30 protein-coding genes are annotated in these 26359 nt (G+C 67.4%); 22 read left to right on the top strand and 8 right to left on the bottom strand.

Annotated features, from left to right (window positions below):
- Positions 1-15: 15 nt before the first annotated feature.
- Positions 16-906, bottom strand: coding sequence for an HAD family acid phosphatase (locus ACVWWW_RS03375; RefSeq protein ID WP_027083883.1), 891 nt, complete (start codon positions 904-906; stop codon positions 16-18).
- 115 nt (positions 907-1021) lie between these two features.
- Here ACVWWW_RS03375 and ACVWWW_RS03370 point away from each other — a divergent pair, with 115 nt between their 5' ends.
- From ACVWWW_RS03370 to ACVWWW_RS03355, 4 genes are read left to right on the top strand one after another with little or no spacing between them, the layout of a single operon-like run.
- A complete protein-coding gene (locus ACVWWW_RS03370; protein WP_155914437.1) occupies positions 1022-1477 on the top strand; it encodes a hypothetical protein in 456 nt (151 codons plus the stop codon).
- Between the two features lie 3 nt (positions 1478-1480).
- Entirely contained in the window at positions 1481-2716 is a 1236-nt protein-coding gene (locus ACVWWW_RS03365) for a divalent metal cation transporter (protein ID WP_027083885.1), read from the top strand.
- Positions 2713-3093, top strand: coding sequence for a hypothetical protein (locus ACVWWW_RS03360; RefSeq protein WP_027083886.1), 381 nt, complete (start codon positions 2713-2715; stop codon positions 3091-3093). Before ACVWWW_RS03365 ends, ACVWWW_RS03360 begins: the two co-directional genes overlap by 4 nt.
- Positions 3090-3386: a hypothetical protein gene (locus ACVWWW_RS03355; protein ID WP_027083887.1), complete on the top strand. Its 297-nt coding sequence runs from the start codon at positions 3090-3092 to the stop codon at positions 3384-3386. Before ACVWWW_RS03360 ends, ACVWWW_RS03355 begins: the two co-directional genes overlap by 4 nt.
- Before the next feature lie 35 nt (positions 3387-3421).
- Here the strand turns inward: ACVWWW_RS03355 and ACVWWW_RS03350 are convergent, their stop codons facing one another.
- Complete coding sequence (locus ACVWWW_RS03350) at positions 3422-4705, bottom strand: L,D-transpeptidase family protein (protein WP_196804419.1); 1284 nt, start codon at positions 4703-4705, stop codon at positions 3422-3424.
- A gap of 153 nt (positions 4706-4858) precedes the next feature.
- Between ACVWWW_RS03350 and ACVWWW_RS03345 the strand changes: the two genes are divergently transcribed.
- The 3 genes from ACVWWW_RS03345 to ACVWWW_RS03335 are packed head-to-tail and all read left to right on the top strand — an operon-like array spanning position 4859 to position 6685.
- Complete coding sequence (locus ACVWWW_RS03345; protein ID WP_027083888.1) at positions 4859-5788, top strand: GAF domain-containing protein; 930 nt, start codon at positions 4859-4861, stop codon at positions 5786-5788.
- A 58-nt stretch (positions 5789-5846) separates the two neighbouring features.
- Positions 5847-6254, top strand: coding sequence for a hypothetical protein (locus ACVWWW_RS03340; protein WP_027083889.1), 408 nt, complete (start codon positions 5847-5849; stop codon positions 6252-6254).
- Entirely contained in the window at positions 6251-6685 is a 435-nt protein-coding gene (locus ACVWWW_RS03335; RefSeq protein ID WP_027083890.1) for a VOC family protein, read from the top strand. The genes ACVWWW_RS03340 and ACVWWW_RS03335 overlap by 4 nt, the downstream gene beginning before the upstream one ends.
- Before the next feature lie 37 nt (positions 6686-6722).
- On the opposite strand, the gene ACVWWW_RS03330 is transcribed toward ACVWWW_RS03335, so the two are convergent.
- Positions 6723-7589 carry a formate/nitrite transporter family protein gene (locus tag ACVWWW_RS03330; RefSeq protein ID WP_036143417.1) on the bottom strand — a complete coding sequence of 289 codons (867 nt, stop codon included), beginning with the start codon at positions 7587-7589 and terminating at the stop codon, positions 6723-6725.
- Between the two features lie 112 nt (positions 7590-7701).
- On the opposite strand from ACVWWW_RS03330, the gene ACVWWW_RS03325 reads away from it, so the two are divergent.
- Positions 7702-8046 (top strand): hypothetical protein, encoded by a 345-nt coding sequence (locus ACVWWW_RS03325; protein ID WP_155914438.1) that lies wholly within the window; start codon positions 7702-7704, stop codon positions 8044-8046.
- A 36-nt stretch (positions 8047-8082) separates the two neighbouring features.
- Here ACVWWW_RS03325 and ACVWWW_RS03320 read toward each other — a convergent pair whose 3' ends face one another.
- Entirely contained in the window at positions 8083-10005 is a 1923-nt protein-coding gene (locus tag ACVWWW_RS03320; protein WP_036143210.1) for a M61 family metallopeptidase, read from the bottom strand.
- A 171-nt stretch (positions 10006-10176) separates the two neighbouring features.
- Between ACVWWW_RS03320 and ACVWWW_RS03315 the strand changes: the two genes are divergently transcribed.
- The 4 genes from ACVWWW_RS03315 (at position 10177) to ACVWWW_RS03300 (ending at position 13633) form a co-directional block, all read left to right on the top strand.
- Complete coding sequence (locus tag ACVWWW_RS03315) at positions 10177-10602, top strand: hypothetical protein (protein ID WP_027083892.1); 426 nt, start codon at positions 10177-10179, stop codon at positions 10600-10602.
- A 74-nt stretch (positions 10603-10676) separates the two neighbouring features.
- Positions 10677-12791 (top strand): M13 family metallopeptidase, encoded by a 2115-nt coding sequence (locus tag ACVWWW_RS03310; protein WP_027083893.1) that lies wholly within the window; start codon positions 10677-10679, stop codon positions 12789-12791.
- A 178-nt stretch (positions 12792-12969) separates the two neighbouring features.
- Positions 12970-13266, top strand: coding sequence for a hypothetical protein (locus tag ACVWWW_RS03305; RefSeq protein ID WP_027083894.1), 297 nt, complete (start codon positions 12970-12972; stop codon positions 13264-13266).
- 16 nt (positions 13267-13282) lie between these two features.
- The gene (locus tag ACVWWW_RS03300; RefSeq protein ID WP_155914439.1) at positions 13283-13633 is read left to right on the top strand and encodes a hypothetical protein; all 351 of its coding nucleotides are present in this window, start codon (positions 13283-13285) and stop codon (positions 13631-13633) included.
- On the opposite strand, the gene ACVWWW_RS03295 is transcribed toward ACVWWW_RS03300, so the two are convergent.
- The 3 genes from ACVWWW_RS03295 to ACVWWW_RS03285 form a co-directional block, all read right to left on the bottom strand.
- A complete protein-coding gene (locus ACVWWW_RS03295; RefSeq protein WP_081672289.1) occupies positions 13634-15259 on the bottom strand; it encodes an ATP-binding response regulator in 1626 nt (541 codons plus the stop codon).
- Positions 15259-16746 (bottom strand): ATPase domain-containing protein, encoded by a 1488-nt coding sequence (locus tag ACVWWW_RS03290; protein ID WP_036143212.1) that lies wholly within the window; start codon positions 16744-16746, stop codon positions 15259-15261. The genes ACVWWW_RS03295 and ACVWWW_RS03290 overlap by 1 nt, the downstream gene beginning before the upstream one ends.
- A 121-nt stretch (positions 16747-16867) precedes the next feature.
- Positions 16868-17269, bottom strand: coding sequence for an ExbD/TolR family protein (locus tag ACVWWW_RS03285; protein WP_027083897.1), 402 nt, complete (start codon positions 17267-17269; stop codon positions 16868-16870).
- 128 nt (positions 17270-17397) lie between these two features.
- Between ACVWWW_RS03285 and ACVWWW_RS03280 the strand changes: the two genes are divergently transcribed.
- The 5 genes from ACVWWW_RS03280 to ACVWWW_RS03260 all read left to right on the top strand — a co-directional run bounded on the left by ACVWWW_RS03280 (position 17398) and on the right by ACVWWW_RS03260 (position 21404).
- Positions 17398-18990, top strand: coding sequence for a tetratricopeptide repeat-containing sulfotransferase family protein (locus ACVWWW_RS03280; protein WP_051235550.1), 1593 nt, complete (start codon positions 17398-17400; stop codon positions 18988-18990).
- Entirely contained in the window at positions 18987-19382 is a 396-nt protein-coding gene (locus ACVWWW_RS03275; protein WP_036143214.1) for a GFA family protein, read from the top strand. Before ACVWWW_RS03280 ends, ACVWWW_RS03275 begins: the two co-directional genes overlap by 4 nt.
- A gap of 105 nt (positions 19383-19487) precedes the next feature.
- Positions 19488-19874, top strand: a complete 387-nt coding sequence (locus ACVWWW_RS03270) for a response regulator (RefSeq protein WP_027083898.1) — start codon at positions 19488-19490, stop codon at positions 19872-19874.
- 102 nt (positions 19875-19976) lie between these two features.
- A complete protein-coding gene (locus ACVWWW_RS03265; protein ID WP_027083899.1) occupies positions 19977-20624 on the top strand; it encodes a glutathione S-transferase family protein in 648 nt (215 codons plus the stop codon).
- A 36-nt stretch (positions 20625-20660) separates the two neighbouring features.
- On the top strand, positions 20661-21404 hold the full coding sequence (locus ACVWWW_RS03260; RefSeq protein WP_051235651.1) for a helix-turn-helix transcriptional regulator: 744 nt from the start codon (positions 20661-20663) through the stop codon (positions 21402-21404).
- Here ACVWWW_RS03260 and ACVWWW_RS03255 read toward each other — a convergent pair whose 3' ends face one another.
- Complete coding sequence (locus tag ACVWWW_RS03255; protein WP_027083900.1) at positions 21405-21683, bottom strand: type II toxin-antitoxin system HicB family antitoxin; 279 nt, start codon at positions 21681-21683, stop codon at positions 21405-21407.
- 128 nt (positions 21684-21811) lie between these two features.
- Here ACVWWW_RS03255 and ACVWWW_RS03250 point away from each other — a divergent pair, with 128 nt between their 5' ends.
- From ACVWWW_RS03250 to ACVWWW_RS03230, 5 genes are all read left to right on the top strand, one after another.
- The gene (locus ACVWWW_RS03250; protein ID WP_027083901.1) at positions 21812-23119 is read left to right on the top strand and encodes a PQQ-dependent sugar dehydrogenase; all 1308 of its coding nucleotides are present in this window, start codon (positions 21812-21814) and stop codon (positions 23117-23119) included.
- Between the two features lie 215 nt (positions 23120-23334).
- Positions 23335-23640 carry a hypothetical protein gene (locus ACVWWW_RS03245; protein WP_027083902.1) on the top strand — a complete coding sequence of 102 codons (306 nt, stop codon included), beginning with the start codon at positions 23335-23337 and terminating at the stop codon, positions 23638-23640.
- Positions 23641-23656: 16 nt separating this feature from the next.
- A complete protein-coding gene (locus ACVWWW_RS03240) occupies positions 23657-24193 on the top strand; it encodes a GNAT family N-acetyltransferase (RefSeq protein ID WP_027083903.1) in 537 nt (178 codons plus the stop codon).
- Positions 24194-24328: 135 nt separating this feature from the next.
- Positions 24329-25582 carry a histidine kinase gene (locus ACVWWW_RS03235; RefSeq protein WP_027083904.1) on the top strand — a complete coding sequence of 418 codons (1254 nt, stop codon included), beginning with the start codon at positions 24329-24331 and terminating at the stop codon, positions 25580-25582.
- Positions 25575-26354 carry a LytR/AlgR family response regulator transcription factor gene (locus ACVWWW_RS03230; protein ID WP_027083905.1) on the top strand — a complete coding sequence of 260 codons (780 nt, stop codon included), beginning with the start codon at positions 25575-25577 and terminating at the stop codon, positions 26352-26354. Before ACVWWW_RS03235 ends, ACVWWW_RS03230 begins: the two co-directional genes overlap by 8 nt.
- The last annotated feature ends 5 nt before the right edge of the window (positions 26355-26359 follow it).

The following is a 26359-nucleotide window of genomic DNA, read 5'->3' as shown; positions in this document are numbered from 1 at the left end:
TGCAGTTCACGTGCATCAATGTGCGACGCGCAACGCCTCGCGCTTCGAGGCCCGGCGTGCATCGCGGGATGCCTTGTAGTCGTTGTCGAACAGCGCCGGTTCCCACGAGCCGTAGGTCGGGTTCGACAACACCCACCAGCGTTCGCCGAACCAGTCGCGATGCGCGTCGTAGATAGCGTCGCGATTGGCAGGCGTATTCGGCGCGACCTGCGCGAAATCGCCGAGCTGGTCGCCGAACTGCATCAGCACGCGGTACTTGCGGCCGATCAGCTGGCGACGACAGTTCTTGTCGCTTCCGTCCTGCTCGCAATCGGGCACGACGGTACCGAGGCCGAGGAACGAATCGTCCTTCACCGTGAGCCCGGCGCTGCGCAGGTTCGCGATCGTCGCGTCCTTCATGTCCGCGGCGCGATTGGAGATGAAGAACAACGTGACGCCGCGGGCCTGCGCGGCCTTCGCGAATTCGAGCACGCCGGGGACGGCCGTCGCCTTGCGTTCGTTCACCCATTCGCCCCACAGCGCTTCGTTGTACTCACCGCCCGACTGCACCAGTCGCGCCTGGTAGGGCGAGTTGTCGAGCACGGTTTCGTCGACGTCGAAGATCACCGCCGGCGGCAGGCCGCGCGCAGGATTGCCGCGTTCGGCGGGATCGAGCGCATCCCAGTTGCGATCCTCCAGCGCGCGATCGAGTTCGCGTGCGGCGGCGCGATACGTCTGTAGCGAGTTCGCGCGGTATTCGTCCGATGTCTGCATCCACAGCACGGCGTTGAGGTTGTCGTCGGCGGGGACGCCCGGCGCTGCGGCGACGGCCGCGGCCGGCGCGATGGGTCCATCGGCGCGCACGGCCTGTTGCTGGCAGCCGGCGAGAGCGAGGGCGAGGAACAACGGGGCGAACGATGGGCGCATGGGATCGGTCGGAAATACGCGGGCCGACAGTCTAGGCGGTCGGCGCGATGGCGGGATGCCGCCGCCCGACAGCCCCTTCACTGCCGCTTTTCTACGGTGGCGGCCGGAGGTGCCCGTGCAGCCTAAATCCCGACGCGCCGCGTGGTGGCAGGCGATCGTTCTGCTCGGCAGCGCGGCGGCGATCACGGCCGTGCTCGTGGTGCGGCTGCATCGGCCGTTCGACGCCGACACCTTGTCGATCAAGGTCGGTGACCTGCGCTCGAACGCCGCCGAAGCCGAGCTGCTGATGGAACAGGCGTCGAAGGATCACCTCGCGCCGGGATTCATCCGCCGCCACGCGCAGCAGATCCGTACGAATGTCGAACGCGTGCGTGACGACATCGACGGCAAGCCCGGCGACGCGTTGCGCGAACCGCAGCGACACGAAGCGCTCGGACTGGCGACGCTGCTGACGTCGAAGCTCGACGCACTCGCCCGCGATGCGGCCGCGCCCGACGCCGATGCGCAGGCGTTCGCGACGGTCGCGAACTCGCTGGACGCGCTCGACCACCGCATCAAGCCCGGAGGCTGAGCGATGGCGATGTTCCTCGAGCTGTTCCTCGGCGTGCTCACCGCGATGGGTGGCTTCGTCGAGATCGGCGAGCTCACCTTCATGCTCAACGCGGGCAGCCGATTCAGCTATTCGCTGCTGTGGATCGTCGCGCTTGGCACCGTCGGCATCATGGTCTACGGCGAGATCGCCGGGCGCATCGCAGCCGTCCGCGGCCAGGGCGTGTTCAACGTGATCCGCGAGCGTGCGGGCATCCGCCTCGGCCTGCTGACGCTGGTGTCGGCGACATTGGTCTGCCTGCTCACCACCGCGGCGGAAATCGGCGCAATCGCGCTGGTGTGGAACCTGCTCGCGGGCTGGCCCTACCGGCCGATGCTGCTGGTCGCGTTCGCGTTCCTCGTGCTCGTCGTGTGGTTCCTGAAGTTCGAAACCATCGAACGCGTGTTCGGCCTCTTCGGCCTGATGATGACGGTGTTCCTCGTCGCTGCGTGGAAGATGCATCCGGACTGGCACGCCGTCGCGCAGGGCCTGGTGCCGTCGATTCCCGCGCTGCCGCCCGATCGCAAGTTGCTCTACGCGTACTACGCGGTCTCGCTCTTCAGCTCGGTGATGCTGCCGTACGAAACGTATTTCTATGCGTCGGGCGTGGTCGAGGACCACTGGACGCCGAAGTACATCCGGCTCAACCGGTTCATCGTGATCGTCGGCTTCGCGCTGGGCTCACTGCTGTCGGCGTCGCTGCTGATCATCGGCAAGCTCTATCTCGCGCATGCACAGGTCGAGCCGGGATTGCCGGGCACCGCGGCCATGAGTGCGGCCAGCGTGTTCGGCCGCGCGGGGCTGTGGCTGGCGGTGGGCGGCATGTTCTTCGCGTTCGCCGGCGCGGGCATCGAGACTGCCATGTCGTCGGCGTACAACATCGCGCAGTTCTTCGGCTGGACCTGGGGCAAGTACCGCACACCGCGCGGCGCACCGCGCTTCGCGCTGGCATGGATCATCGTGTTCGCGGTGGCGACCGCGATCGTGCTGACGGGCGTCGATCCGATCCAGGTGGTCGAGTATTCGATCGTGTTCTCGGTGGTGATCCTGCCGCTCACCTACTTCCCGATGATGGCGATCTCGCGCGACCCCGACACCATGGGCGTGTATCGCAATGGCTGGCTGTCGAACGCGCTGGGCTGGGCCTACTTCGTGATCGTCTGCATCGCGGCGGTCGCGGCAATTCCACTGCTGGTCATGACGCATGGAGGCCAGGGATGAAGCATCACCTCGGGCGCGAGCCCTACATCGACGTTTACCGCCAGGTGCTCGACCACGCGGTGATCGATGCGGACGACTGGATGTGCGGCATCGTCGACGACATCGAAGTGGAAGGCGGATCCGGCGAACCGCTGCGCATCACCGCGCTGCTGATCGGGCCGGGTGCATGGATCCCGCGCACGCCATCGCTGTTCGCACGGCTGCTGCCGCATGTGTTCGGAACGCGTTGCGTGCGCGTGCCGTGGACGGAGGTTTCGCGCGTCGGCGAGCACATCCGCCTGAAATGTCGGCGTGCGCAGTACGGGCTGGCGACGATGGATCGCAAGCTCGGACTCAAGATCGGCAAGATTCCGGGCAGCGAACGGGGCGCGGCATGAGCACGTCGTTCAAGTTCACGAAGCTCACGCATCTGGAAGGCATCGCCGTGCGCGGCGAGGATGGCAGCCGCCTGGGTCACGTGTTCGAGATCCGCAGCAATGGCGCCGCGGAAACCGAGCCGACGTACGAAACGCGCGGCGTCGACTTCCTGCTGTGCGGGCGGCTCGGCCTGTTCGAACGCCTGGGCTGGCAGGAGCCCGACGCGCTGTTCGTGCCGTGGGATGCGGTGGTCGAAGTCGGCGCAAGACACATCGTCGTGCGCGGATCGAAGCAGGATTACAAACGCGCCTGACGCGGCCCGTCGCGAACGACGGGCCGCGCGTAACGTCACTCGCGCATCGTGACCTGCATGCCCTGCGAGACCACCTTCGACAGCGCCTGCACGCTCCAGTTGGTCATGCGGATGCAGCCGTTCGATTCGGTCTTGCCGATGCGATCCGGATGGGGCGTGCCGTGGATGCCGTAGTGCTCCTTGGTCAGGCCGACCCAGACGATCCCGACCGGATTGTTCGGGCCCGGCTTCACGTCCGCTTCCTTGTCGGTCTTCTTGCTGCCCGCGATCAGCTTCGGATCGAAATGCCAAACGGGGTTCTGCTGCACATTGGTGACCTTCCAGTCGCCGATCGGCAGCGGGAACTGGGCGCTACCGCTGGTGACCGGGAACTGGCCCAGCGTCTTGTCGCTGGCATCGACGAGCAGAAGCGCGGAGTCGGACTTGTCGACGACGATCTTCGCCGGCGCCGGGAACTGCTCGCCCGCGGAAACGTTCAACACGGTGATCGCCGTACCTGCGGTGGGCGCGGTCTTGCCGGTGGTCGCAGTCGATGACGTGGTCGACGCCGTCTTCGATGCGTCGGTCTTCGCGTCGGTCTTGGTGTCGGTCTTAGTGGTCGACGACGCATCGGCCTTGCCGGTGGTGTCGGACGTGGTGTCCAACGCCGCGAAGTCGACGTTCGGGTTGAGCTTCTTCAGCAACGCCGGCGCCATGTGGAACTTCTCGGCGACCTTCTCGAGCGCCGTTTCGTACGGCATGGCGTCCATCTTGGCCATGTCCATCGGCGACTTCGGCGTCTTCGCGAACGGGCCGGCGAGGTCGTCGGCGGTGAGCGTGTAGTCGATAAGGATCGGTGCGGTGTCCTTGTTGAGCAGATCCCACGTGGCCGTGTCGAGCGTGCCGCTGGCCTTGAGGTCGTGCGCACCCTGGTAGGCCTTGACCGCGCGCTGCATGTTCGAGCCCTTCGCGCCGTCGATTTCGCCGGGCGAGAAGAACGCGCGTTCCAGCAGCACCTGCGCGCGCAGCGGGTCGTCCTTCGCGAGCTTCGCGTCGGCGGCGGCGGGAACGATCTGCGGGGCGGCGGGTGCGGTGGTCGCGTCGGCGCCCGTGCCGGGAGCGACCGGCATGGTCGCGGTGGTCGGCGCGCCGGACTGTGCGTCCTGCATGCCCGGCGGCATGGCGGTACCCGGTGCAGCGGGTGCGGTGGTGGCAGCCGGTGCAGCCGGCGCGGCGGCGGGCTGCGTGTCGGTCGACGGCGCGGGCGATACCGAACACGCGGCGAGCAACGCAGCGGACAGCGCGGAGACGAGGGGGCGGAGGACGTGCATCGATCGCATGGCGGACTGCTGCGGCTTGGGGATTTCCATCCTTCGCGGTGGCGGTCGCTGGCACGTGAATCCAGACGGACGACCCGGGCGTTCGTTCATGCTCGCGACGACGGAGCGGCGCCGTTGTCGTAACGTGCAGGCCCCGCCGCAGCCACCGCCTCCATGCCGAACGAAGCCCAGCGCCAGCGCGAAGTCGACCTCTATCGCATCGTCGACAGCCTGCCGGACGCGGCATATGACGACATCGCGCGGCTCGCATCGATGCTCTGCGGTGCACCGATCGCATTGATCTCGCTGATCGACCGCGACCGCCAGTGGTTCAAGGCGCGCAAGGGCCTCGACACCATCGCGATGCCGCGCGACATCGCGTTCTGCGACCACGCGATCCGGCAGCCCGACCGCCTGATGGAAGTGCGCGACGCCGAGGCCGACCCGCGCTTCGCCAACAATCCGCTGGTCACCGGCGATCTGGGCCTGCGCTTCTACGCCGGCATGCCGCTGGTGACGCCGGGCGGCGCCGCGGTGGGCGCGGTGTGCGTGATCGACCACGAGCCGCGCGAACTCGACGACACGCAGCGTGCCGCGCTCGAATCGCTTGCGCGGCTGACCATGAACCTGATGGAAGGCACGCGCCGCGAACGCCAGCTCGAGCGCGCGGTACGGCTGGAACCCGCGGCACGAGTTGCGGCCGCGGCCTCCGCGTCGGACACCGTGCTGCGTCCCTACTCCATCGCGATCTTCCAGCTGCAGGACTTCGCGCATGTGGTCGCACTGCAGGGCGATCGCACCGTCGAACGCACACTGCAGGAAGCGGACCGCGTGCTGCATTCGGTGCTTGCACCCGAGGACAGCATCGATCGCGTGACCGGCAGCGGCGAATTCGTCGCGCTCCTGCACGGCGACACACCGGAGGCCGCGCTCAACGGGCTGCGCTCGCGCTTCGAGGTGATCGAGCGCGAGCTCGGCACGCGCGTACTGCTGGGCTTCGCGCGGGCCGCCTCGCCGGACGAATCGCCGGAAGCGGTCTACATGCGCGCCGACGCGGTGCTGACCGCCGCAAAGGACGCCGCGCCGGCCCGACGACCGGACTGACCGACCCGCCCGCGGCCGTGCGAGCATCCGCCGTCGACCGCAGGGTGAGGGACCCCCAATGGCCATGGTGTTCTGGGCGCACGTCGCGCGCAATGGCGCGCTGGACTGCGAAGGCGCCGACCGTCTCGCGCTGTACCGCCACCGTCATGCACTGGATGCGCTCGCGCACCGGCTCGGCCTGCCGCGTCTGGACGGGATGGTCGATACCACCGACCTGCGCTTCAACTTCGGCGAACTCGATCTGCCCGATGACGATTCGAACGCCGCGATGCTGGCGTCCGGCGTCTGGTGCGAAGCCGAGAGCGCATTGCTGCTGTTCGAAGGCCTCGACGCCGCGCTCGACAGCGAGGCGACGCTGGACCCGAAAGCGCGCATCGCGGTGCGCGAGGAACTGCAGGGCCTGCTCGACTTCCTGCGGCCGCGTGCCACCGACGGCGCGCGCTTCAACCTTGCGGTGGTGATGTGAGTAAGCGACGCCTGACGCCCTTCCATCTCGCAATTCCGGTGCACGACGTCACGGCCGCGCGTGCGTTCTACGGAGGCGTGCTCGGTTGCGCGGAAGGCCGCAGCGCCGACCGTTGGGTCGACTTCGATCTCTACGGGCATCAACTGGTCTGCCATCAGGTCGACGGCATGGCGCCGCGTGTCGCCGGCGGCAATGCGGTCGACGGGCATGACGTGCCGGTGCCGCATTTCGGCGTGGTGCTGGAGATGGACGACTGGACCGCGCTCGCCGACCGCCTGCGCGGTGCCGGCATCGACTTCGTGATCGAGCCGCATATCCGCTTCGTCGGCCAGCCCGGTGAGCAGGCGACGATGTTCTTCCTCGATCCGTCGGGCAATGCGGTCGAGTTCAAGGCGTTCGCTGACATCGACGGGCAGCTGTTCGCGACGTAGGAATTCGCTTCGAGAACCGCGGCGAATCGGAGCCGCCCTACTCCTTCGTATCGCTCCGCACCTGTGCGTGGCTGATCAGCGCGAAGATCAGGCTGCCGCCGACGACGTTGCCGGCGAGCGTCGGCAGCATGAAGCGCATCGCCACGTCGGTGAACGGCGTGATGTGCGCGAACACGAGATACAGCGCTTCCGCCGAGCCCGCGATGATGTGCGTCATGTCGGCGAAGCTGATCAGGCCGGTGATCAGCGCGATCAGCACCACCTTGGAATGCTCGGCCGCGGGCAGCAACCACACCAGGATCGCGATCAACCAGCCCGCGAAGATGCCGCGCGCGAACATCTGCCCCGGCGCCAGGCCCATCAGCTTCGCGCCCATCCGCACCATCGCGGTCTGGGTATCGACGTCGGTGATGTCCAGCCGTGCCAGCGCGAACGCGAACACGGCGACGCCGATCATGTTGCCGACGAACACCAGCCCCCATAGCCGCAGCAGGCGGCCGACGTTGCCGAGTTCCGGCTTCGTCATCACCGGCAGCACGGCGGTCAGCGTGTTCTCGGTGAACAGCTGCTGCTTGCCGAGGATGACGAGCATGAAGCCGATCGAGTAGGCGAAGGCGACCAGCAGCGGCGTCGCCGGCGTGTCGCCGATGCGTGCGTGCATCAGCGCCGGTGCGAGCAGCGAGAACCCCATCGACAGCCCGGCCGCGATCGACGACCACAGCAGTGCCGATGCATTGCGCTCGAGTTCGCGGTCGCCGGCGCGACGGATGGTTTCGTGCAGCACATGCGCCGTCGGCGACTGTTTCTTCTCGACGTCGCGCTCTTCCTTCTCGGTGAGCTGCGACGCCGCTTCGCCGGTGTCGGCCTCGCCTTCGTTCTTGCGTTCTTCGCTGGTGTCGTTCATGCGCTGATCGCCCGGGTCGCGATGCAGGCTACGGATGCAGCGTGAACTCCAGGCGATCCAGCGGCCTTCGCGCACGCGCTAGTCTTGCGACATTGCCGCCTGGATGATGCCGATGTCCCGATTGAATGTTGCAGTCGCCGCGGTTGCGGCGCTTTCGCTTGCGGCCTGCGCGCATGTCGCCACGCCCGCTTCGTCGCCGAATGCGATCGAAGGTCGCGTTACCGCGATCGACACGGCGCCTTGGGCTTACGACGGCAGCGGCACGCTCACCGTCGATGCGGGAACGCGCAGCGTGCGCGTGTCGCTTCCGGCGCGGTGGAACCTGTGCAAGGGCCGCGGGCTCGGCACGGCGGGCGAACTCAAGGTCGGCGACCGCGTGCGAATCACCGGCATTGCAGGCGACGACGGTTCGGTCGACGCCTGCAGCGATGCGAACGGATCGATCCAGCGCCTCTGACCGCGTGCGGCGAACCGCACGCGGCGAGGTTTTGCGTCAGCGTGCGGCGTAGATCGACGACAGCAGGTCGGGCTTGCCCTCGACGCGCTCGAGGTGCGGATAACGCAGGCCGCCGTGGTAGTCGACCGGAATCGTCTGGTACCGGTCGAACGACTTCACCATCAGGCGGATCGGCGCCTTGTCGTCCTTCGCCGCCTTCACCGCTTCACTGAGCGCATCCTTGCTGTATTCGCGATCGTTCACGGCGACGATGGTCATGCCGCTGCCGATGCCGGCATTGAACGCGGGGCTGTCCCAGCGCACCTCGGACACCTTGCCGTCCTTGCCGATCGAAAGGCCCAGCGAATACACGAAGTCGGCGCCGGCGTTCTTGTCCTTCGCGTACGACTTGGCGACGTCGTTCGGCTCGTCCTTGAACACCAGCTTCCAGCCCGCGGCTTCGAGGCCGCCGGTCAGCGGCACGCGGCCGTCGAGGCGATCGCGCAGGAAGGTCGCCCAGTCGTCATGCACCACGCCGTCGAGCGTCTTGACGACGTCGTCGAAGGTGTAGGTGTTCTCGACCTTCCACTCGCCGTCCTTCACGCCAAAGAACGCGCGCGCGAAATCGTCCAGCGACTTCTTGCCGCCGGTCTTGGCGCGGATGCGTGCGTCGGCTTCCAGCCACACCATCTGGCCGGCGGAGTAGTAATCCTCGGACAGCTGGTAGTTGCGATAAGACTTCGGACGACGCTGCGAAATGATCGGATCGTTCGTGGTGTCTTGCACCGCGCGCCAGCTCAGGCCGGGACGGTTTTCGGCGTACGTCGCCGCGGTGAGCGCGAGTGCATCGAACGCGGCCTGCTTGCTGCGAAGACCGGCACGACCGGTGAGCACGTTGCCCCAGTACTGCGTCTGGCCTTCATAGACCCACAGCAGCGAGTCCTGCATCGGCACGTTGTAGTTCGGCGTCCACAGGTCGGCGGGACGACGGTACTTGCCGTTCCACGAATGCGTGTACTCGTGCGCGAGCAGGTCGCTAAAGCCGGCCTTCGGGTCGTAGTCGGTGAAGTAGCCGGTGTCCTCGCCGTCCTCGCTGGAGCGGTGATGCTCAAGGCCATTGCCGCCCATCTGGTCCGACAGCGAGAACAGGAAATCGTAATGGTCGTAGTGCTGCGCGCCGTAGAGCTTCACGGCCTGCGTGACGAGGCGACGATGCGCATCGAGCTGCGCCGGCGTGGTTTCGAGGTACTTCGGTGCATCGGCGAATACGTTCAGACGCACCGGGACGTGCGCGCCCGGCGCAAGGTCGATCACCTTCGAGTAGCGACCCGCGTAGATCGGCGAGTCGATCAGGATGTCGAGCGGCACGTTGCGGTAGACGGTGGTGTCGCCGTTGCTGCTCGCGACATCGAGCGCGGTGGCCGCGGTGAAACCCGCCGGGTATTTCACGGTCGCCGACGTGTCGATGCGGCTCGCGTAGTGGCCGGCTGGATACAGCACCAGCGCATTCCACTGCAGGTTCATCATGTTCGGCGTCATCACGATCCGACCCTGCGCGTTGTCGGTCGGCGTGAGGTACTGGTATTCCGCGTTGACCGACGTCGCGCCCGCCGGCACGTCGATGTGGAACGCGTAGACGTCGAGCGGATCGCGCGACCACGTGAGCTTCTGGCCGTTCGCGGTGAAGTTGATGCCGGCGAGCTTGTCGATCGGGCCGGACGGGCTGTGGTTGCCGGGCAGCCACTGCGGATACAGCAGCGTGAGCGGGCCGGGCTGCGCGGGAATCGTTTCGCGCACGCGCACGATGCGGCGTGCGAGGTCGGTGGCATCGACCGCGATCGACACGGTGCCCGGATACGCAGTGTCGGCCGGGATCGGCACCTGCGCACTGGTCAGCGGAATGGTCTGGGCGAACGCGGGCGACGTGGCAAGTACTGCGGCGCACATCAGGGGGAGCAGACGACGGGCGGGTCGGGACATTCGGTCGATCCAGTGGCGTGAAGCCCCCGATCGTACGGTCACGAGCGGCTGCAGCGCGTGTGCCCGACGCAACGATCGGCAGTGCGTCACATCGTGCAGTGCAGCAAGAATGCGCGGCCTTCAGCGGTGTCGCGCAATACTCCGGGCTCCTTCCGATCGCGAACCCCTGCCATGAACGCACGAAGCCTGATCGTCGCCGCCGTCCTCTCGCTGGCCGCACTTCCTGCGTCGGCCGGCGAACTGTCGTGCAAGCTGAAGTTCTCGATGACGGGATGGAGTGCGATCTACAAGCACTCGGAAGGCTCGGGCACGGTTTCGTGCAACAACGGCAAGTCGATTCCGGTGAAGATCGAAGCCAAGGGCGGCGGGCTGACGTTCGGCAAGTCGAAGGTCACCGGCACCGGCAAGTTCGCCGGCGTCAACAACATCCGCGACACGCTCGGCGGCTACGCCACGGCCGAGGCCAATGCCGCGGCCGGCAAGGCGGGCAAGGCGCAGGTGGTGACCAAGGGCCCCGTGTCGCTCGCGCTTTCGGGCGCTGGCGAAGGCGTCGAACTCGGCGTGTCGTTCGGCAGCTTCATCATCAGCCAGCGCTGAACCCGGACGACCGGTACATGTAGCCGTCCGCGGGAAGCGGGTACGCTCGGGTGATCCCTCCACCGGATCACCCCATGCGAACGTTGCCCCGCAGCCTGCTCGCCGTCACCGTCTCCGCCGCGCTCGTTACCGGCCTCGCCGCCTGCAACAGGCAGGCGACGCCCGCACCCGCGGCCTCCGCACCGAAGGCCGCCACGGCGCCGACCAAACCCGTTCTCGGCACCTTCGGTTTCGACACCGCGGGCATGGACCGCTCCGTCGCGCCCGGTGACGACTTCTATGCCTACGCCAACGGCGGATGGATGAAGACGGTCGAAATCCCGGCCGACCGTTCGAGCTTCAACAGCTTCACGCAGATCTCGCTGGACACCGAAAAGCAGGTGCGCGACCTGATCGAAGGCGCGGCCAAGGACAAGTCCGCCAGCGGCGACCTGCGCCGCATCGGCGATTACTACACCGCGTTCATGGACGAGGCCGGCATCGAGGCCAAGGGCACCGCGCCGCTGAAGCCGGCGCTGGATGCGATCGCGGCGATCAACGACCGCACCACGCTGTCGCGCGAGTTCGGCTCGCTGCTGCGCGCCGACGTCGACCTGCTCAACAACACCGACTACTACACCGACCGCCCGTTCGGCGTCTGGATCAACCAGGACATCCACGATCCGTCGCGCAACGTGCCCTACTTCCTGCAGGGCGGCCTCGGCATGCCCGATCGCAGCTATTACCTCGACCCGAAGAGCGCGGCCACGAAGACGGCGTACCAGGCGCACGTGCAGAAGATGCTCGACCTCGCCGGCATCGCGGATTCGGCGGCGAAGGCGCAGCGCATCGTCGCGCTGGAAACGTCGATCGCGCGCGTGCAGGCCACGCAGGAGCAGACCAACGACGTGCAGCGCGGCTCGCAGAACGTCTGGACGCCCGATGACTTCGCGAAGAAGGCGCCCGGCATCGACTGGACGACCTTCATGCAGGCCGCGCAGCTCGGCAGCCAGAAGGACTTCATCGTCTGGCAGCCGGAAGCCATCACCGGCATCGCCAAGCTCGCGGGCAGCGAATCCATCGACACCTGGAAGGATTACCTGACCTTCCACGCGATCGATCGCGCGTCGTCCTACCTGCCCAAGGCGTTCGCCGACGAGTCGTTCGCGTTCTACGGCCACACGCTCAACGGCACGCCGCAGCAGCGCGATCGCTGGAAGCGCGCGGTGTCGACCACAAGCAACGTGCTCGGCGAAGCGGTCGGCCACGAATACGTCAAGCGCTACGTCGACCCGAAGACGAAGGAACGCGCCGAAACGATGGTCAAGAACATCGTCGCCGCGTTCGGCAAGCGCATCGACGCGCTCGCGTGGATGAGCCCGGAAACCAAGGCCGCGGCGAAGGACAAGGTCAATCGCCTGCAGGTGGCGGTGGCGTATCCGGATACGTGGCGCGATTACGGCGCGCTCACCGTGAAACCCGACGACGCCATCGGCAATGCCGAACGCGCCGAAGCGTTCGACTACCAGCGTGAGCTCGCCAAGCTGAGCGCGAAGGTCACGCACGACGAGTGGTACATGACGCCGCAGACGATCAACGCGGTGAACATCCCGCTGGAAAACCGCCTGATCTTCCCGGCGGCCATACTGCAGCCGCCGTTCTTCGATCCGAATGCCGACGACGCGGTGAACTACGGCGCGATCGGTTCGGTCATCGGCCACGAGATCAGCCACTCGTTCGACAACACCGGCGCGCTGTTCGACGCCGAGGGCAAGCTGCACAACTGGTGGACGCCGGCGGACTTCGCCAAGTTCGATGCCGCGGGCCAGGCGCTGGCCGCGCAGTTCAGCGCGTACAAGCCGTTCCCCGACCTCGCCATCAACGGCAAGCTCAACCTCGGTGAGAACATCGCCGACGTCGCCGGCCTCGCGACCGCGCTCGATGCGTACCACCTGTCGCTGCAGAGCAAGCAGCCGCAGACGCTCGAAGGCTTCACTGCCGACCAGCGCTTCTTCCTGGGTTTCGCGCAGGCCTGGCGTGGCAAGGCGCGCGACGAAGCGATGCGCAACGCAGTGCTGACCGACGTGCATTCGCCCGGCCGCTACCGCGCGCAGACGGTGCGCAACAACGACGACTGGTACACGGCGTTCGACGTCAAACCCGGGCAGGCGCTGTACCTGGCGCCCGAAAAACGGGTCAAGGTGTGGTGATACGAAACGCCCGGCGAAAGCCGGGCGTTTTCTTTGCGGCGTCACCGGGCGTGCACGTCGCTGACTTGTTCCGTTACGACGCGCGCGATGTACGAAACGATACGTTCGATTTCACGCGTGACGCCGGAAGCGGCCCCTACCCTCACCGCCATCGAAGCCGCCGTACCCGAGGTCTGCCATGCGCCGCATCCTGTCCGTTGCCCTCGTGGCTTTCATCGCCCCGATGTGCGTACATGCGCAGTCGACGACCGCCGCTGTCGCCTTGAGCAATGCGGATGCACCGGCGTCCGTCGCGAAGTCCAAGCCCAAGAGCCCGTTCGGTGCGGTTATGGCTGAACTCACCCGCGCCGCACAGGAACAGGCTGCGAACAGCCACAAGCCGACCGCCGCGCAGGCCAGCACGTCTGCCACGACCTTGCCCGCGCCGCCGCGCGCATCTGCAAAGGCCGCGCTCGCCGACTCCAGCGGCGGCTGATCGCTCCGAACCATCGTTGACCAACTCCGCCGCGGGCACCGTCACGGTCGCTCGCGGCATCGTCGTGTATCACCGCCGGACACAGCCGCGGATGAGCCGCGAGGAGACGACGATGGAACAGAACGAACTCGCCGGCGCAGTCGCGCAGGCCGTGGGTCAGGCGCTCGGCGAAATGTCGGTCGGCGTTGCGGTGGTCATCCTCGCGGCGACGGATGCGGTGTCCAAGCAGACCGGCATCGACCGCGCACGGCTGTTCGAAGACATGCTCGGCAATCTTCCGGATGTCGACGGCGCAGCGCGCAACGTGGTCGATGTCGTTCGCGAAGCGGTGCAGTCCGCGCTGAAGGACGCCCGCTCCGCGGGCTGATCAGGCGCGCGGCGATGCATGCACCGCGGCCGCGCGCGGTGCATGTGTGTAGGCGGCGGGCGCCGCATCGAGCAGTGCCTGCAGCGCACCGATGTCGACCGGCTTGCTGAGGTGATGGTCGATGCCCGCGGCGCGCGTGCGCTCGCGGTCCTGCGTCTGGCTCCATCCGGTGAGCGCGACGAGTTGCACGTCGTCGAACTCGCGCTGCGCGCGGATGCGCTGCGCCACCTCGCAGCCGTCCATTCCGGGCATGCCGATGTCGAGCAGCACCACGTCGGGATGGAACTCCGCCATCGAATCGATCGCGGACTGGCCGTCGAACACCACGCGATGCTCGAGGCCGAGCAGTTCCAGCACCATGCCCATCGATTCGGCCGCATCGACGTTGTCGTCGACCACAAGCACGCGCGCCACTGGGCGATCCTGATCGCGTGCGCGACGCAGCACCGGTGCGATCACGTGCGAGGCTTTGGCGGTCGCGACCGGCAACGTCACCACGAATTCCGCGCCGCGCCCGCGCCCTTCGCTGTGCGCTTCGACGGTGCCGCCATGCATTTCGACGAGATTGCGCACCAGCGTCAGGCCGATGCCCAGACCGTCGTGCGCGCGATGGCGTTCGCGACGGCCCTGCGTGAACAGTTCGAACACGTGCGGCAGCATTTCCGGCTCGATGCCGATGCCTCGATCACGCACGCGCACGCGCACGTTGGCCTGGTCGCGCTCGACGCTCACCGCGATGTGCCCACCCGGCTCCGCGTACTTCGCCGCGTTGTTGAGCAGGTTGCCGAACACCTGGGTGACGCGCACAGGGTCGGCGTCGATCTCGACGCGGTCGTCGCCCAGTGATGCTTCCAGGCGATGGCGCCCGGATTCCACGAGCGGACGGCTCTGGTCGATCGCGTGCTGCAGCACCGTCGCCAGATCCACGCGTTCGCGCTTGAGCGCGATGGTGCCGCGCGAGATGCGCGAGACGTCGATGAGATCGTCGACCAGCCGCACCATGTGGTCGACCTGACGCTTCATCATTCCGCACAGCGCGACGTCGTCGTCGGGCAGGCGCTCGTCCGCCATCAACAGGTGCACCGCATTGCGCACCGGCGCCAGCGGATTGCGCAGCTCGTGGCCGAGCATGGCGAGAAACTGGTCCTTGCGACGCGCGCTCTCGGTCAGCGCGTCGCGCGCAGCACCGATTTCCTCGAGGTGGCGGCGGATCTGGTACTGGCGTTCGCGCGCACGCAGCGCGGTGCGCACGTTGCTCGACAGCGCGGCCAAGCGCAGCGGGCGCTCGAGCAGCATCACGTTGCCGAGTTCGGCCAGCGCATCGGAGACATGGCGCGAATCGCTGCCGTCGCGCGCAAGGATCAGCACCGGAAGATCCGACCACGTCGGCTGGCGCTCGACCGCGCGCGCGATCACCGCGTGCGCGCCGGCGGCGAGCAGCTCTTCGCAGACGAACACACCGCCCGCGCCGCGCTGCAGCTCACGCTCGAGCTCGGATGGGGACGAACAGGCGTGCGTGCGGATGGCATCGCGCGCGAGCACCTCCGACGTCAGCACGCAGTCGCGCTGGGTCGGCAGCAACAGCAGCAACCGGGCGGCAAGCTCGTCGTCGATGGCCGAGGCCATCATCGCGTCGGTCCCGGTTCGTCTTCGCGTTCGTAGGGCACGCCGGTGAGCACGCCGCGGAATTGCCGCAGCGGGGGGCCGATCGAAATGCCGTCGTTGCTGATGGTCATGGGCCTTATGGTTCGTTCGTGCCCGCCGGTGCGCTTCTTGAGCACGGAGATCGCCTGTCGCACTTCGCCGCGCGTCTCGAAATAGCGCAGCAGGATGACGGCGTCGGCCAGGTAGCTGACGTCGAGTGCGTTCTGCATCTGGCCGATCAATCCCTGCTGCGCGCTGATGAGCAGCGTGACGACGCCATGGTGCGCGAGGAAGGCGAGAAGCTCGTGAAGCTGGACGAGCACGAAGCGCTCTTCCGGCATGGCGCTGAGATAGCCGTTCAGGCTGTCGATAATCACCGTGGTGACCTGACCGTGCACCACGGCGTCGCGAATGCGATGCGCGAACTCGCCGGGCGACAACTCCGCCGGATCGATCGAGTCGATCATCAGGCTGCCGTCTTGCATGGCGCTCTCGACGTCGAGGCCGATGCCGCGCGAACGCGTGAGGAAGGAACGCACGGTCTCGTCGAAGGTGAACACCGCCGCGCGTTCGCCACGCCGGGACGCCGCGAGCGCACAGGCCGTCGCCAGCGAGGATTTGCCGGTGCCAGCGGCGCCGATCACCAGCGTGCTGGTGCCGCGATGCAGGCCGTCGCCGAGCAACAGGTCGAGCTCGGCAGAACCGGTCGACACCGAATCCTGGTCGATGTCGCGACGATGCTGCGCGGCGATGATGCGCGGATACACGCGCAGGCCTCCGGTGGTGATCTGGTAGTCGTGGAAGCCACTGGCGAAGCGTCGGCCGCGGAACTTGGTGACGCGCAGGCGCCGGCGGTCCCCGCCGTATTCGGGATTCATCTGGTCCAGCGAGATCGTGCCGTGCACCAGCGTGTGCACGTGCAGGCCGTGCTCGGCGACTGCGCTGTCATCCAGCAACAGAACCGTGCAGTTCTGGCCGACGAAATACTGCTTGAGCGCGAGCACCTGGCGCCGGTAGCGCAACGGCGAGCCCGCCAGCAGGCGCAACTCGGCCAGCGAGTCGAACACCATGCGCGTCGGGCGCACGTCGCGTACGCGGTCGAGAATGCGCTGCGTGGTGTCGCCGAGCTCCACCTCGGACGGGTGGAACATCGTGTAGTGCGAGTCGGGGTCGAGGTTGTCGTGCGTGGGCGCGAGTTCGTGAATCGTCACGCCCTCCAGCGACCACCCGTGCGAGGCCGCGATCTCGCGCAGCTCCTGCTCGGTTTCCGACAGCGTGACGTAAAGCACGCGCTCGCCACGCCGCACGCCTTCCAGCAGGAACTGCATGGCGAGCGTGGTCTTGCCCGAGCCGGGCACACCTTCGATGAGGTACAGGCGGCTGGGCGTGAAGCCGCCGCCGAGAACGATGTCGAGCCCCGCGATTCCCGACTGGAGCGTGTCGGGCGCGACCGGTTCAATGGATGCCATCCGCAAATCCCACAAGTGCCGAGGCCGCGAAAGATAATTCGCGGCCCGGCATCATGGGAGCATGAAACGGTTAAATCCGCGTCAACTCCGCTTCAGGCAGACATGAGAAAGCCGATCGGATTCAGTTATCCAGCGCGACGTTCGCGAGGCCGCTGTCCTGCGCCGCCGCGAGCGCGGTCGCGAAGCCCTGGTACTCGCTGTCGGCCGCCGCGCTGACATGCAGCACCGTGTCCGGCGAGACGCGTGCAAGGCTGCCGAGCGCGGAGCGCAGTGACTTCGCATCGAGCGCGCGGCCGTCGAGCGTGTAGCCGCCGGAAGCATCGACGCGCAGGTCGGCGCGGGGCCGTGTCGAAGGCTGTTGCGGCGTCGAGATCGGAAGGTTCATTGGCAACGTATGCGTCAACGCCGGCGCCGTGATCATGAAGATCACCAGCAACACGAGCATGACGTCGACCAGCGGCGTCACGTTCATTTCGGCCATCGCGCCATCGGAAAGGCGGGGAGCGTAGGTGGATGCGGCCATCGTCGATCCTCCATGGGCGGCATGCCCGACTCGACCGTACGCCAGCGTCCGGCGACTCCGCAATCACCGTTCGTCGCCGACGAATGCGGTCACGATTCGCGTAGCCTTCATCGCCCGATGGAGCCCCGATGACACGTTCGCCCGACCTTGCGCAGAACCTTGCCCGTGCATTCGAATCGGGTGACTGGCCGGCCGCGTATCGGCTTGCCGGTATGGCCGCGCAATCGGCGCCGGAAGACCCGACCCTGCACATGATCGCCGGCATCGCCGCGCTTGAACTCGGCCACGCGAAGCTCGCCGTCGCTCATCTCGAGCGGAGTTGTCGCGCGTGGCCGGACCGCCTAAACCTGCGTGCGCAGCTGGCTCGCGCGCTGGTCGAAAGCCACCGCATGAACGACGCGGCGAAGGTCGCGGATGCGACGCTGGCGCGGGTCGGCGCCGATGCGGGAACGCTGTCGATGCTCGGCACGGTGTACAGCAAGGCGAACATCCACGACCGCGCGGAAGAGGCGTTCCGGCGTGCGGTCGACGCTGGCCCTCGCGATGCCAACGCGCGCTTTAACTTCGCGACGTCGCTCATGTATTTCGGCCGGCTCGACGAAGCCGAAACGCAATACGAGGCCTGCATCGAGGCCGATCGCACGTATTGGCGCGCTTGGCTCGCCTTGGCGCAATTGCGTACGCAGACGCGGGAGCGCAATCATCTGGCTCAGCTGCACGCGGCACTCGTCGGCCACGAGGGCGAGCCCGACGCCGTTCTGCACGTGAACCTCGCGATCGCGAAGGAACTCGAGGACCTCGGCGATTTCCCACCGGCGTTCGAGCATCTGGTACGCGGCAAGCGTGCAGTCGCGTCGCTCCGCGGCTCGTCGCGCATGGCCGATCATGCGGCGTTCGATGCCGCGCATGGAGGTCTGGTAGCTAATCCGCTGGACGCAGCGGGTGACGCCGGCGACGCGCCGATCTTCGTGCTCGGCATGCCGCGCTCGGGCACCACGCTGCTGGACCGCATGCTCTCGTCGCATCCCGATGTCGCGTCCGCCGGCGAACTCGGACACTTCGGCGCGGCACTACAGCGGGCATCCGCACCGGCACGATCACTCGACGAACTGCTGCGCAACGCCTCGCTAATCCGCGACTGGGCTGCCGTGGGTCGGGACTACCTCGCGACGACACGCGACCTAGCGCATGGTGCGCCGCGCTTCGTCGACAAGCTGCCGCACAACTTCCTGTACGTCGGGCTCATCGCACGCGCGCTGCCGAACGCGCGGATCGTGTGCACGCGGCGCAACCCGATGGACACCTGCCTCAGCAATTTCCGTCAGCTGTTCGCGCCGGAGTCGCCGTACCACGCGTACTCGTTCGACCTGATGGACACCGGTCATTACGTGGTGGAGTTCGAACGGCTGGTCGCGGCATGGGGTACGACGCTTCGCGGCCGCATCTTCGAGTTGTCGTACGAGGAGTTGGTCGCATCGCCCGAGCCGGTGCTACGTCGCCTGCTGGAGTTCTGCGGGCTGGCATGGACGCCGCGCTGCCTCGACTTCGTGGACAACGCGGCACCTGTCGCGACTGCCAGCGCCGTCCAGGTACGCTCGTCACTCAACAGCAAATCGGTCGACCGCTGGAAGCGTTACGGTCCGGCGCTCGAGCCCCTGCGCGCACTGCTGGTTGCGGGCGGCCTCGATGTCGACATCCCGTCACCCGACTCATCTCCATGACCGATCAACTCACCACCTACTCCGGCGGATGCCATTGCCGACGCGTGCGTTTCGAAGTCGATGCGCCGTCGCCTTTGCATGTGCTTGATTGCAATTGCTCGATCTGTCGCATGACGGGTTTCCTGCATGTCATCGTGACCGCCGGGCAGTTCCGTCTGCTGCAGGGCGACGACGCGATCGTCGACTACCGCTTCAACACCGGAACGGCACGGCACCTGTTCTGCGGGCACTGCGGCGTCAAGAGTTTCTACGTACCGCGCAGTCATCCCGACGGTTACAGCATCAACGCGCGATGCCTCGACGGCGTGTCGCTGGACGCGTTGAAGGCGACGCTGTTCGACGACACCGACCGCGATGCGGCGATGGCTGCGCTCGCCCGTCGGGATCCCTGAACGATTCGTCATTGCGCCGTGCGGCGACGGCGTTTTCGCATCGGCGCAACGCGCTGCGGCGCATGCTCCGTGTCGCGCCCGGGTGGGGCGGAGACGACGAAACGAATGGACGGTATCGAAGGCCTGCGGCTGCTACTCGTGGAGGATGAGTACGTCCTCGCGCTCGGGTTGGCGGATGCGCTCGGCGACATGGGCGCGGTGGTCCTCGGGCCGGTGACGACGGTGGAAGACGCGCTGGGGCTGGTCGAGCGCGTGCCGGAAATCGATGCCGCGGTGCTCGACGTCAATCTGGGCCAGCAGGTCGTCTATCCGGTGGCGGACGCGCTGATAGCGCGTGGCATTCCGTTCCTGTTCTCCACGGCCAACGAGCCGGGCGCATTGCCGGAGCGTTTCGCGCATATGCCGGTCTGCCGCAAGCCGTTCAAGGTCGATGATTTCCGCGACGCCGTGCTGCGCCTGCACCGGCCGCCACCGTCGCGACGCGTGGCCTGAACCGCTCCGCGCGACACTGCTGACACCACGCTGTCAGCAGGCCGGCCCGAGACTGGGATCACGACGCCGCCGGGCGTCGCCATCCCATCAAGGAGCCCCACCATGTCGCGACGGATCACGTTCTATTACGCCCCCCATTCGCGCGCGTCCTGCACGCTCGCCCTGCTGGAAACGCTGGGCGCCGACTACGACCTGCACATGCTCGACCTCGTCGAAGGCACTCAGCGCCAGCCCGAGTACCTGGCGATCAATCCGCTCGGCAAGGTGCCGGCGATACGCCATGGCGATGCAGTAGTGACCGAGCAGGTCGCGATCCTCATCTACCTGGCCGATCTCTATGCCGACAAGGGCCTCGCGCCCGCGCTCAATGATCCGCTGCGCGGGCCTTACCTGCGCTGGGTCGCGTTCTACGGCGCGAGCTTCGAGCCGGCGGTCATCGACCGTTCGCAGGAGCGCAGCCCGGGCGCTGCGATGAGTTCGCCCTACGGCGATTACGAGACGGTGATGCGCGCGCTCGCGACGCAGCTGTCGAAGGGTCCGTACATCCTCGGCGAACGTTTCACCGCGGCCGACGTGCTGTGGGGCACCGCGCTGCGCTGGACGCTCGCGTTCAAGCTGGTGCCCGACGAAGCGGTGTTCCGCGACTACGTCGAGCGTGTGACCTCGCTGCCCGGCCTGCAGCGCGCCACCGAGCTCGACGCGCGCTACGCGGCCGAGCAGGCCGAGCGCCACGAGACCGCGGCGGCCTGAGTCCGGGCGATGGCGGCGCATCGCTACAATCCGGCGATGCGCCGCGCCGACCGCCTCTTCCTGCTGGTGAACGCCATGCGCGGCCGACGCCGCGCCGTGCTGGCGCGCGATCTCGCCGAAACACTCGGCGTCTCGCTGCGCACCGTGTATCGCGACGTTGCCGACCTGCAGCGCTCCGGCGTGCCGATCGAAGGCGAAGCCGGCGTCGGCTACGTGTTGCGTCATGGCGCGGACATTCCGCCGTTGATGTTCGACGAAGGCGAAATCGAAGCGCTCGTCGTCGGCATCCGCTTCGCGCGTGCATTCGCCGGCAATCGCATCAGCGAAAGCGCGGCGCGCGCGATGGTGAAGATCGAAGCCGCGATTCCCGATCGCATCCGCGCATTCGGCGATCGCACCGCGATTCTCGCGCCCGATTGCCGCGGCGAATCCACGCGGGAGTTCGGATCACTGCTCGACACGCTTAACGATGCGATCGGTGCACGCCGCGTGCTGCGCCTGGACTATCGCAACGAGAACAGCGACGCCAGCGCACGTGAAGTCGAGCCGCTGTGCATCGTGTTCTGGGGTGGTTCGTGGACGCTCGGCGCGTGGTGCCGATTGCGCGCCGCGTTCCGTCAGTTCCGGCTCAATCGCATCGTCGCGATGACGGCGACCGGCGAAATCGCCGACGAAAATCCGTCGCGCGATCTCAATGCGTTGTTGCGCGAAGTACGTGGGCGCCCCGAACTGGCTGCGGCCGCCGCGGCGCGTGCGTCGCGCGAAAACGTTCCGGCCTGATTACCAGCCCACGCCGGGCGGATACGACGCGATCACCGGCGCCATGTCGACCAGCATCCAGTAGCCTTCGCGCGTTTCGAACGACGGCGGCAGCATCTCCGCGCGCATCGGCTTGCCGAGCGGCGTCACGCAATTGGCGAGGTGCACAGATACCGCCTGCTGCGCGGCGTCGGTGATCGCGCCGAGGCTGTTGGCCTCGGTCACGCAGCCGGGAAAGTCGGGCAGCGTGATCGAGTAGTGGCGGTTCGCGTCACGTTCGACGAAGGCGAAATATTGCATGGGCCGCACTATCCGGCGGCCATCGCGAAGCGGCTGTGACGACACGACGGACGGCGGTCGCAAAACCGTGTTCGCGACGCCGCGACATGCGCGACGCGAGGCTGTCATGAGCCCTCGGAGCGCCCGCCATGTTGTTGCGTCGACTCGTTGCAATTGCGCTCGCGGGGTCCTGCGGTATCGCCATCGCCGCGCCCCAGGAGGACGGCGTCGGCCCGTCGCCGACGCTGCCCGCGCCACAGCACGCACTGATTCCACACGTCGACATCGCGCCCGCGGTGCACTGGCCGGCCGGCGCGACGCCGACACCCGCACCGGGCCTGGCCGTGCTGCCGTTCGCGACGCAACTCGACCACCCGCGCTGGCTCTACGTGCTGCCCAACGGCGACGTGCTCGTCGCCGAAAGCAATGCACCACCGCGCAAGAGCGGCATCCGCGGCCTCAAGGGTTGGGCGATGAAGCTGGTGATGGCGCGCACTGGGGCCGGCGTACCGAGCCCCGATCGCATCGTGCTGTTGCGCGACTCCGACGGCGACGGCATCGCCGAAACACGCAGCGACTTCATGACCGGACTGCATTCGCCGTTCGGCATGGCGTTGGTCGGCGACACCTTGTATGTCGCGAACACCGATGCGTTGGTGCGCGTGCATTACACGGATGGCGCGACGCATGTCGACGCGACTCCGGAAACCGTGGTGCCGTTGCCGGGCGCCACCGGCAAGTTCAATCACCACTGGACCAAGAGCCTGATCGCATCGGCGGATGGCACGCGGCTCTACGTCGGCGTGGGCTCGAACAGCAACGCGGGCGAGAACGGGATGGCGGTCGAGGCATCGCGTGCGGCGATCCTCGAGATCGATCCGCAAGCACGTACGACGACGGTGTTCGCTGACGGCCTGCGCAACCCGGTCGGGCTCGCGTGGCAGCCCGGCACGTCCACGCTGTGGGCGGTGGTCAACGAACGCGACGAGCTCGGCGGCGAGCTGGTGCCCGACTACCTGACCCATGTCGAGCGCGGCGCGTTCTATGGATGGCCCTACAGCTACTGGGGCACGCATCCGGATCCGCGCGTGTCGCCGCAGAACCCCGAGCGCGTCGCCGCGGCGCGCGTTCCGGACTACGGCCTCGGCAACCACGTCGCGCCACTGGGTCTTGCATTCAATACGTCGACGACACTGCAGCCCATGTTCGGTGATGGCGCGTTCGTCGGCATGCACGGCTCGTGGAACCGCACGCCGCTGTCGGGCTACCGCGTCGCGTTCGTGCCTTTCGTGGACGGACGCCCGACCGGAACGCCGCGCGACGTGCTGACCGGCTTCGTCGATGCACGCGGCGACGCGCAAGGCCGTCCGGCCGGCGTCGCCATCGCGAAGGACGGCGCGCTGCTCGTCGCTGACGACGTCGGCAACGCGATCTGGCGGGTCGCGCCCGCGCGTTGATCCGCGCGCGTTCGCTGCAACCGCAGCACGACAGACGTCTCGCGCGGGCCCACGACGACCGCCCGTCCCCCGCCAGTAACCGCCCAGACACCGCGCTGACCGGTCACCGGCAACTGCGTGCGCGGCAACCGGCCGTCTGGCATAAACGCTACGGCCGACTTCACGTGGCCGAAACATCCCCCACCTACCGTTACGTCTCCGCGCAGGGAGCCGCCATGCTCATTTACGACCGTCGACGTTGCCGCCCGGTGCCGGGCCTCGAAGTTCGACGCCGGCTCCCGCTGGCGCAGCGCGCGAAACTGAGCTGGCTGGAATACCTGGGCTGGCGCCTGCTGTTCGTACGCGGGGAGTCCTCCGCGGTGTTCGTGGCGCACGACCAGAAGGGCTACGCGATGATTTCGCGCGAAGGCCGCGTGGTCGGCGTGCGCAGCCTGACGGCGCGTCCGGAAGATCGCAGCGACCCGGCGTATCACGTGCAGCCGCCCGCCGACGACATCGACAACGAAGTGCGCGCCGCCTGATCCCTAGGTCGCCCATATGACGGCCTCGTCCGTCGCCATCCGCCGAGCCGCGCCGCACGAAGCCGCGCGGCTCGCGTCGTTCATGCGCCAGCTGTTCGTCGAGGCCTACGCCGACTGCAGCACGCCGGCCAACGTCGACACCTACCTCGACCATGCCTTCGGCGCCGCGCAGCAGGCTGCCGAGCTCGTTGATCCCACGCATGTCACCTGGATCGCCGAGGACGGCGACGAGTGGCTCGGCTTCCTGCAGGTGCGGCTGCCGTCGAGCCCGCCGGCGGTCGTCGACCTCGAACGCCCGGCGCAGCTGCATCGCATCTATCTCGCCGAGGCCGCGATCGGTCGTGGGCTCGGCCTGCGACTGCTCGACACCGCGCTCGCTGCCGCACGCGACGGCGGCGCCGACGGCCTCTGGCTGAGCGTCTGGCAGCAGGCGCCGGGGCCTATCGCGTTCTACCAGCGCGCGGGCTTCCGCATCGTCGGTACGGCGCGCTTCCCCGTGGGCGACGATCCGCTGGTCGACTGGATCATGCAGCGGCGCATCGACGCCGCCTGAGTCCGCCATCGCCGCAGGTCCGATGCGGCCCGCGAAGGGTTCGTTCCGCCGATTCCGTGCTTCGTCGCACGGGCGTCGACGCGTCGATCGGCCTCACTATGCTCGCCGCAACGCCTGACCTGACCGGACCGACCCGTGTTCAAGAGCATCGCCTTCGTTCTGCGCATCACCATCGCCTGGGCGCTCGTCATGGCGCTCTGCACGGGCCTGTATTCCGGCATCCCGCTCATCGGGCGTTGGGAGTTCCCGATGGTGGCGGTCGGCATGACCGTGATGGCCTTCGTCGTCGCCGGTGCGTTCTCGCATCTGCGGCGCGTGCGGTTGATCGCCGGCCACATCCGCGAAGGCGCGCTCGGCAATCGTCATCGTCGTCAGGTCGAGATTCCGTTCGAAGCCGGCCAGGCCTTCGATCTGCTCGACGCCGCGGTGCGTGAGCTTCCCGGCATCCTGACCGTGTCGAGCACGCGCGACAGCCTGCAGATCCGCGCGCATGTGCGTCGCCCCGACACTTACGGGCAGACCGTGCTGGAACGGTGGAATCCGCTGACGGCGTTCGGCTCGCAGCACAACCAGATCCTCGCGACGGTGACGCCGACGCACGACACCGGCAGCGTCACCTTCGTCTGCGAACCGCAGATCGGTGCATGGAGCGACTGGTTCCTGGTCGACGACGGCACCAACCTCGAGAACGCCGAAGCGATCACGCGTGCGATCACGCGTCGCGTCGCCGACATGCGTCGCGGCGAACAGATGGCCGCCGCGCGCACCGCGACCGAGAAGGAACTGACCGTCGCCAAGCTCAACCTGCTGCATGCGCAGGTCGAGCCGCACTTCCTCTACAACACGCTGGCCAGCGCGCAGTTGCTGACGCGAAGCGATCCCGTGCGTGCCGAGGAAATGCTCGGCCATCTCATCCAGTACCTGCGCCATTCGCTGCCACGCGCGGAAGACACGCCGTCGACGCTGGGCGCGGAACTCGAACGCGCACTTGCCTACCTCGAAATCATGAAAGTGCGCATGGGCAACCGCCTCGACGTTCAGATCGACGTGCCGCAGACGCTGCGCACCACGCCGCTGCCCGCGATGATGCTGCAGACGCTTGTCGAGAACGCGGTCAAGCACGGGCTGGAACCGCGCACCGGTGGCGGCACCGTGTGGATCCGCGCGCGTCGCAACGATGACCATGTCGCGGTGACCGTTGCCGACGACGGCGAAGGCCTCGGCGGCACGAGCACCAGTGGCACAGGCATCGGCCTGAAGAACGTGCGCGAACGGCTGAAGCTGGCGTACGACGGCGCGGCATCGCTTGCAGTCGTCGCGAACTTCCCTGCCGGTGTTGCCGCCACGCTCAGCGTGCCGGCCGAACGCGAGGCGGTGCGTCATGGCTGAGCCGGTCGCCACCTGCGTCGTCGCGGAAGACGAAACGCTGCTGCGCGAGGCGCTCATCGCGCAACTCAAAGTCGCATGGCCGACGTTGCAGATCGTCGCCGAATGCGAGGACGGCGCGAGCGCGGTCGAGGCGATCGCCGAACATCATCCCGACGTCGCCTTCCTCGACATCCGCATGCCGGGACTCACCGGTCTCGAAGTCGCCGCGGCATCGACCGAAGCCAGTCCGCAGACGCAGATCGTGTTTGTCACCGCGTACGACCAGCATGCGATCGCCGCGTTCGAGCGTGGCGCGGTCGACTACCTGCTCAAGCCGGTGACCGCCGAACGACTCGACGCCACCGTGCAGCGCCTGCAGTTGCGACGCGGACAGGACCGTGACGAAGCGCTCATCGCGCTGCTGGCGAAACTCGGCCCCGTGCTGCCGCGCCAGGCGGGCTCCGCCGAACCGCTGACCTGGTTGACCGCAAGCGAAGGCCGCGAAACGCGACTGATCCTGATCGACGAGGTCGTCTACTTCCGCGCCGACCACAAGTACACGACGGTGGTGACCGCCGACGGCGAAGCGCTGCTGCGTACGTCATTGCGCGAATTGCTCGCCCGGCTCGATCCCAACACGTTCAAGCAGATCCATCGCTCGACCGTCGTCAACCTGAAAACCGTCGCCGGCGTGACCCGCGACGACACCGGCCGCGGCACGCTGCGCCTGCGCGGCCGCCCTGAAACGCTCAGCGTCAGCGCGCCGTTCATGGCGCTGTTCCGCCCGGCCTGACTGGA

It is taken from the genome of Lysobacter sp. HA18, assembly GCF_054057595.1.
Note: the sequence above shows the minus strand (reverse complement) of the source record. Positions and strands in the feature narration are given on the sequence as shown.

Coding starts and splice junctions, on each gene's coding strand:
- ACVWWW_RS03375 (WP_027083883.1), bottom strand. CDS start 906: ATGCGCCCATCGTTCGCCCCGTTGTTCCTCGCCCTCGCTCTCGCCGGC.
- ACVWWW_RS03365 (WP_027083885.1), top strand. CDS start 1,481: ATGGCGATGTTCCTCGAGCTGTTCCTCGGCGTGCTCACCGCGATGGGT.
- ACVWWW_RS03360 (WP_027083886.1), top strand. CDS start 2,713: ATGAAGCATCACCTCGGGCGCGAGCCCTACATCGACGTTTACCGCCAG.
- ACVWWW_RS03355 (WP_027083887.1), top strand. CDS start 3,090: ATGAGCACGTCGTTCAAGTTCACGAAGCTCACGCATCTGGAAGGCATC.
- ACVWWW_RS03350 (WP_196804419.1), bottom strand. CDS start 4,705: ATGCGATCGATGCACGTCCTCCGCCCCCTCGTCTCCGCGCTGTCCGCT.
- ACVWWW_RS03345 (WP_027083888.1), top strand. CDS start 4,859: ATGCCGAACGAAGCCCAGCGCCAGCGCGAAGTCGACCTCTATCGCATC.
- ACVWWW_RS03340 (WP_027083889.1), top strand. CDS start 5,847: ATGGCCATGGTGTTCTGGGCGCACGTCGCGCGCAATGGCGCGCTGGAC.
- ACVWWW_RS03330 (WP_036143417.1), bottom strand. CDS start 7,589: ATGAACGACACCAGCGAAGAACGCAAGAACGAAGGCGAGGCCGACACC.
- ACVWWW_RS03325 (WP_155914438.1), top strand. CDS start 7,702: ATGTCCCGATTGAATGTTGCAGTCGCCGCGGTTGCGGCGCTTTCGCTT.
- ACVWWW_RS03320 (WP_036143210.1), bottom strand. CDS start 10,005: ATGTCCCGACCCGCCCGTCGTCTGCTCCCCCTGATGTGCGCCGCAGTA.
- ACVWWW_RS03315 (WP_027083892.1), top strand. CDS start 10,177: ATGAACGCACGAAGCCTGATCGTCGCCGCCGTCCTCTCGCTGGCCGCA.
- ACVWWW_RS03310 (WP_027083893.1), top strand. CDS start 10,677: ATGCGAACGTTGCCCCGCAGCCTGCTCGCCGTCACCGTCTCCGCCGCG.
- ACVWWW_RS03305 (WP_027083894.1), top strand. CDS start 12,970: ATGCGCCGCATCCTGTCCGTTGCCCTCGTGGCTTTCATCGCCCCGATG.
- ACVWWW_RS03295 (WP_081672289.1), bottom strand. CDS start 15,259: ATGGCCTCGGCCATCGACGACGAGCTTGCCGCCCGGTTGCTGCTGTTG.
- ACVWWW_RS03290 (WP_036143212.1), bottom strand. CDS start 16,746: ATGGCATCCATTGAACCGGTCGCGCCCGACACGCTCCAGTCGGGAATC.
- ACVWWW_RS03285 (WP_027083897.1), bottom strand. CDS start 17,269: ATGGCCGCATCCACCTACGCTCCCCGCCTTTCCGATGGCGCGATGGCC.
- ACVWWW_RS03280 (WP_051235550.1), top strand. CDS start 17,398: ATGACACGTTCGCCCGACCTTGCGCAGAACCTTGCCCGTGCATTCGAA.
- ACVWWW_RS03275 (WP_036143214.1), top strand. CDS start 18,987: ATGACCGATCAACTCACCACCTACTCCGGCGGATGCCATTGCCGACGC.
- ACVWWW_RS03270 (WP_027083898.1), top strand. CDS start 19,488: ATGGACGGTATCGAAGGCCTGCGGCTGCTACTCGTGGAGGATGAGTAC.
- ACVWWW_RS03265 (WP_027083899.1), top strand. CDS start 19,977: ATGTCGCGACGGATCACGTTCTATTACGCCCCCCATTCGCGCGCGTCC.
- ACVWWW_RS03260 (WP_051235651.1), top strand. CDS start 20,661: ATGCGCCGCGCCGACCGCCTCTTCCTGCTGGTGAACGCCATGCGCGGC.
- ACVWWW_RS03255 (WP_027083900.1), bottom strand. CDS start 21,683: ATGCAATATTTCGCCTTCGTCGAACGTGACGCGAACCGCCACTACTCG.
- ACVWWW_RS03250 (WP_027083901.1), top strand. CDS start 21,812: ATGTTGTTGCGTCGACTCGTTGCAATTGCGCTCGCGGGGTCCTGCGGT.
- ACVWWW_RS03245 (WP_027083902.1), top strand. CDS start 23,335: ATGCTCATTTACGACCGTCGACGTTGCCGCCCGGTGCCGGGCCTCGAA.
- ACVWWW_RS03240 (WP_027083903.1), top strand. CDS start 23,657: ATGACGGCCTCGTCCGTCGCCATCCGCCGAGCCGCGCCGCACGAAGCC.
- ACVWWW_RS03230 (WP_027083905.1), top strand. CDS start 25,575: ATGGCTGAGCCGGTCGCCACCTGCGTCGTCGCGGAAGACGAAACGCTG.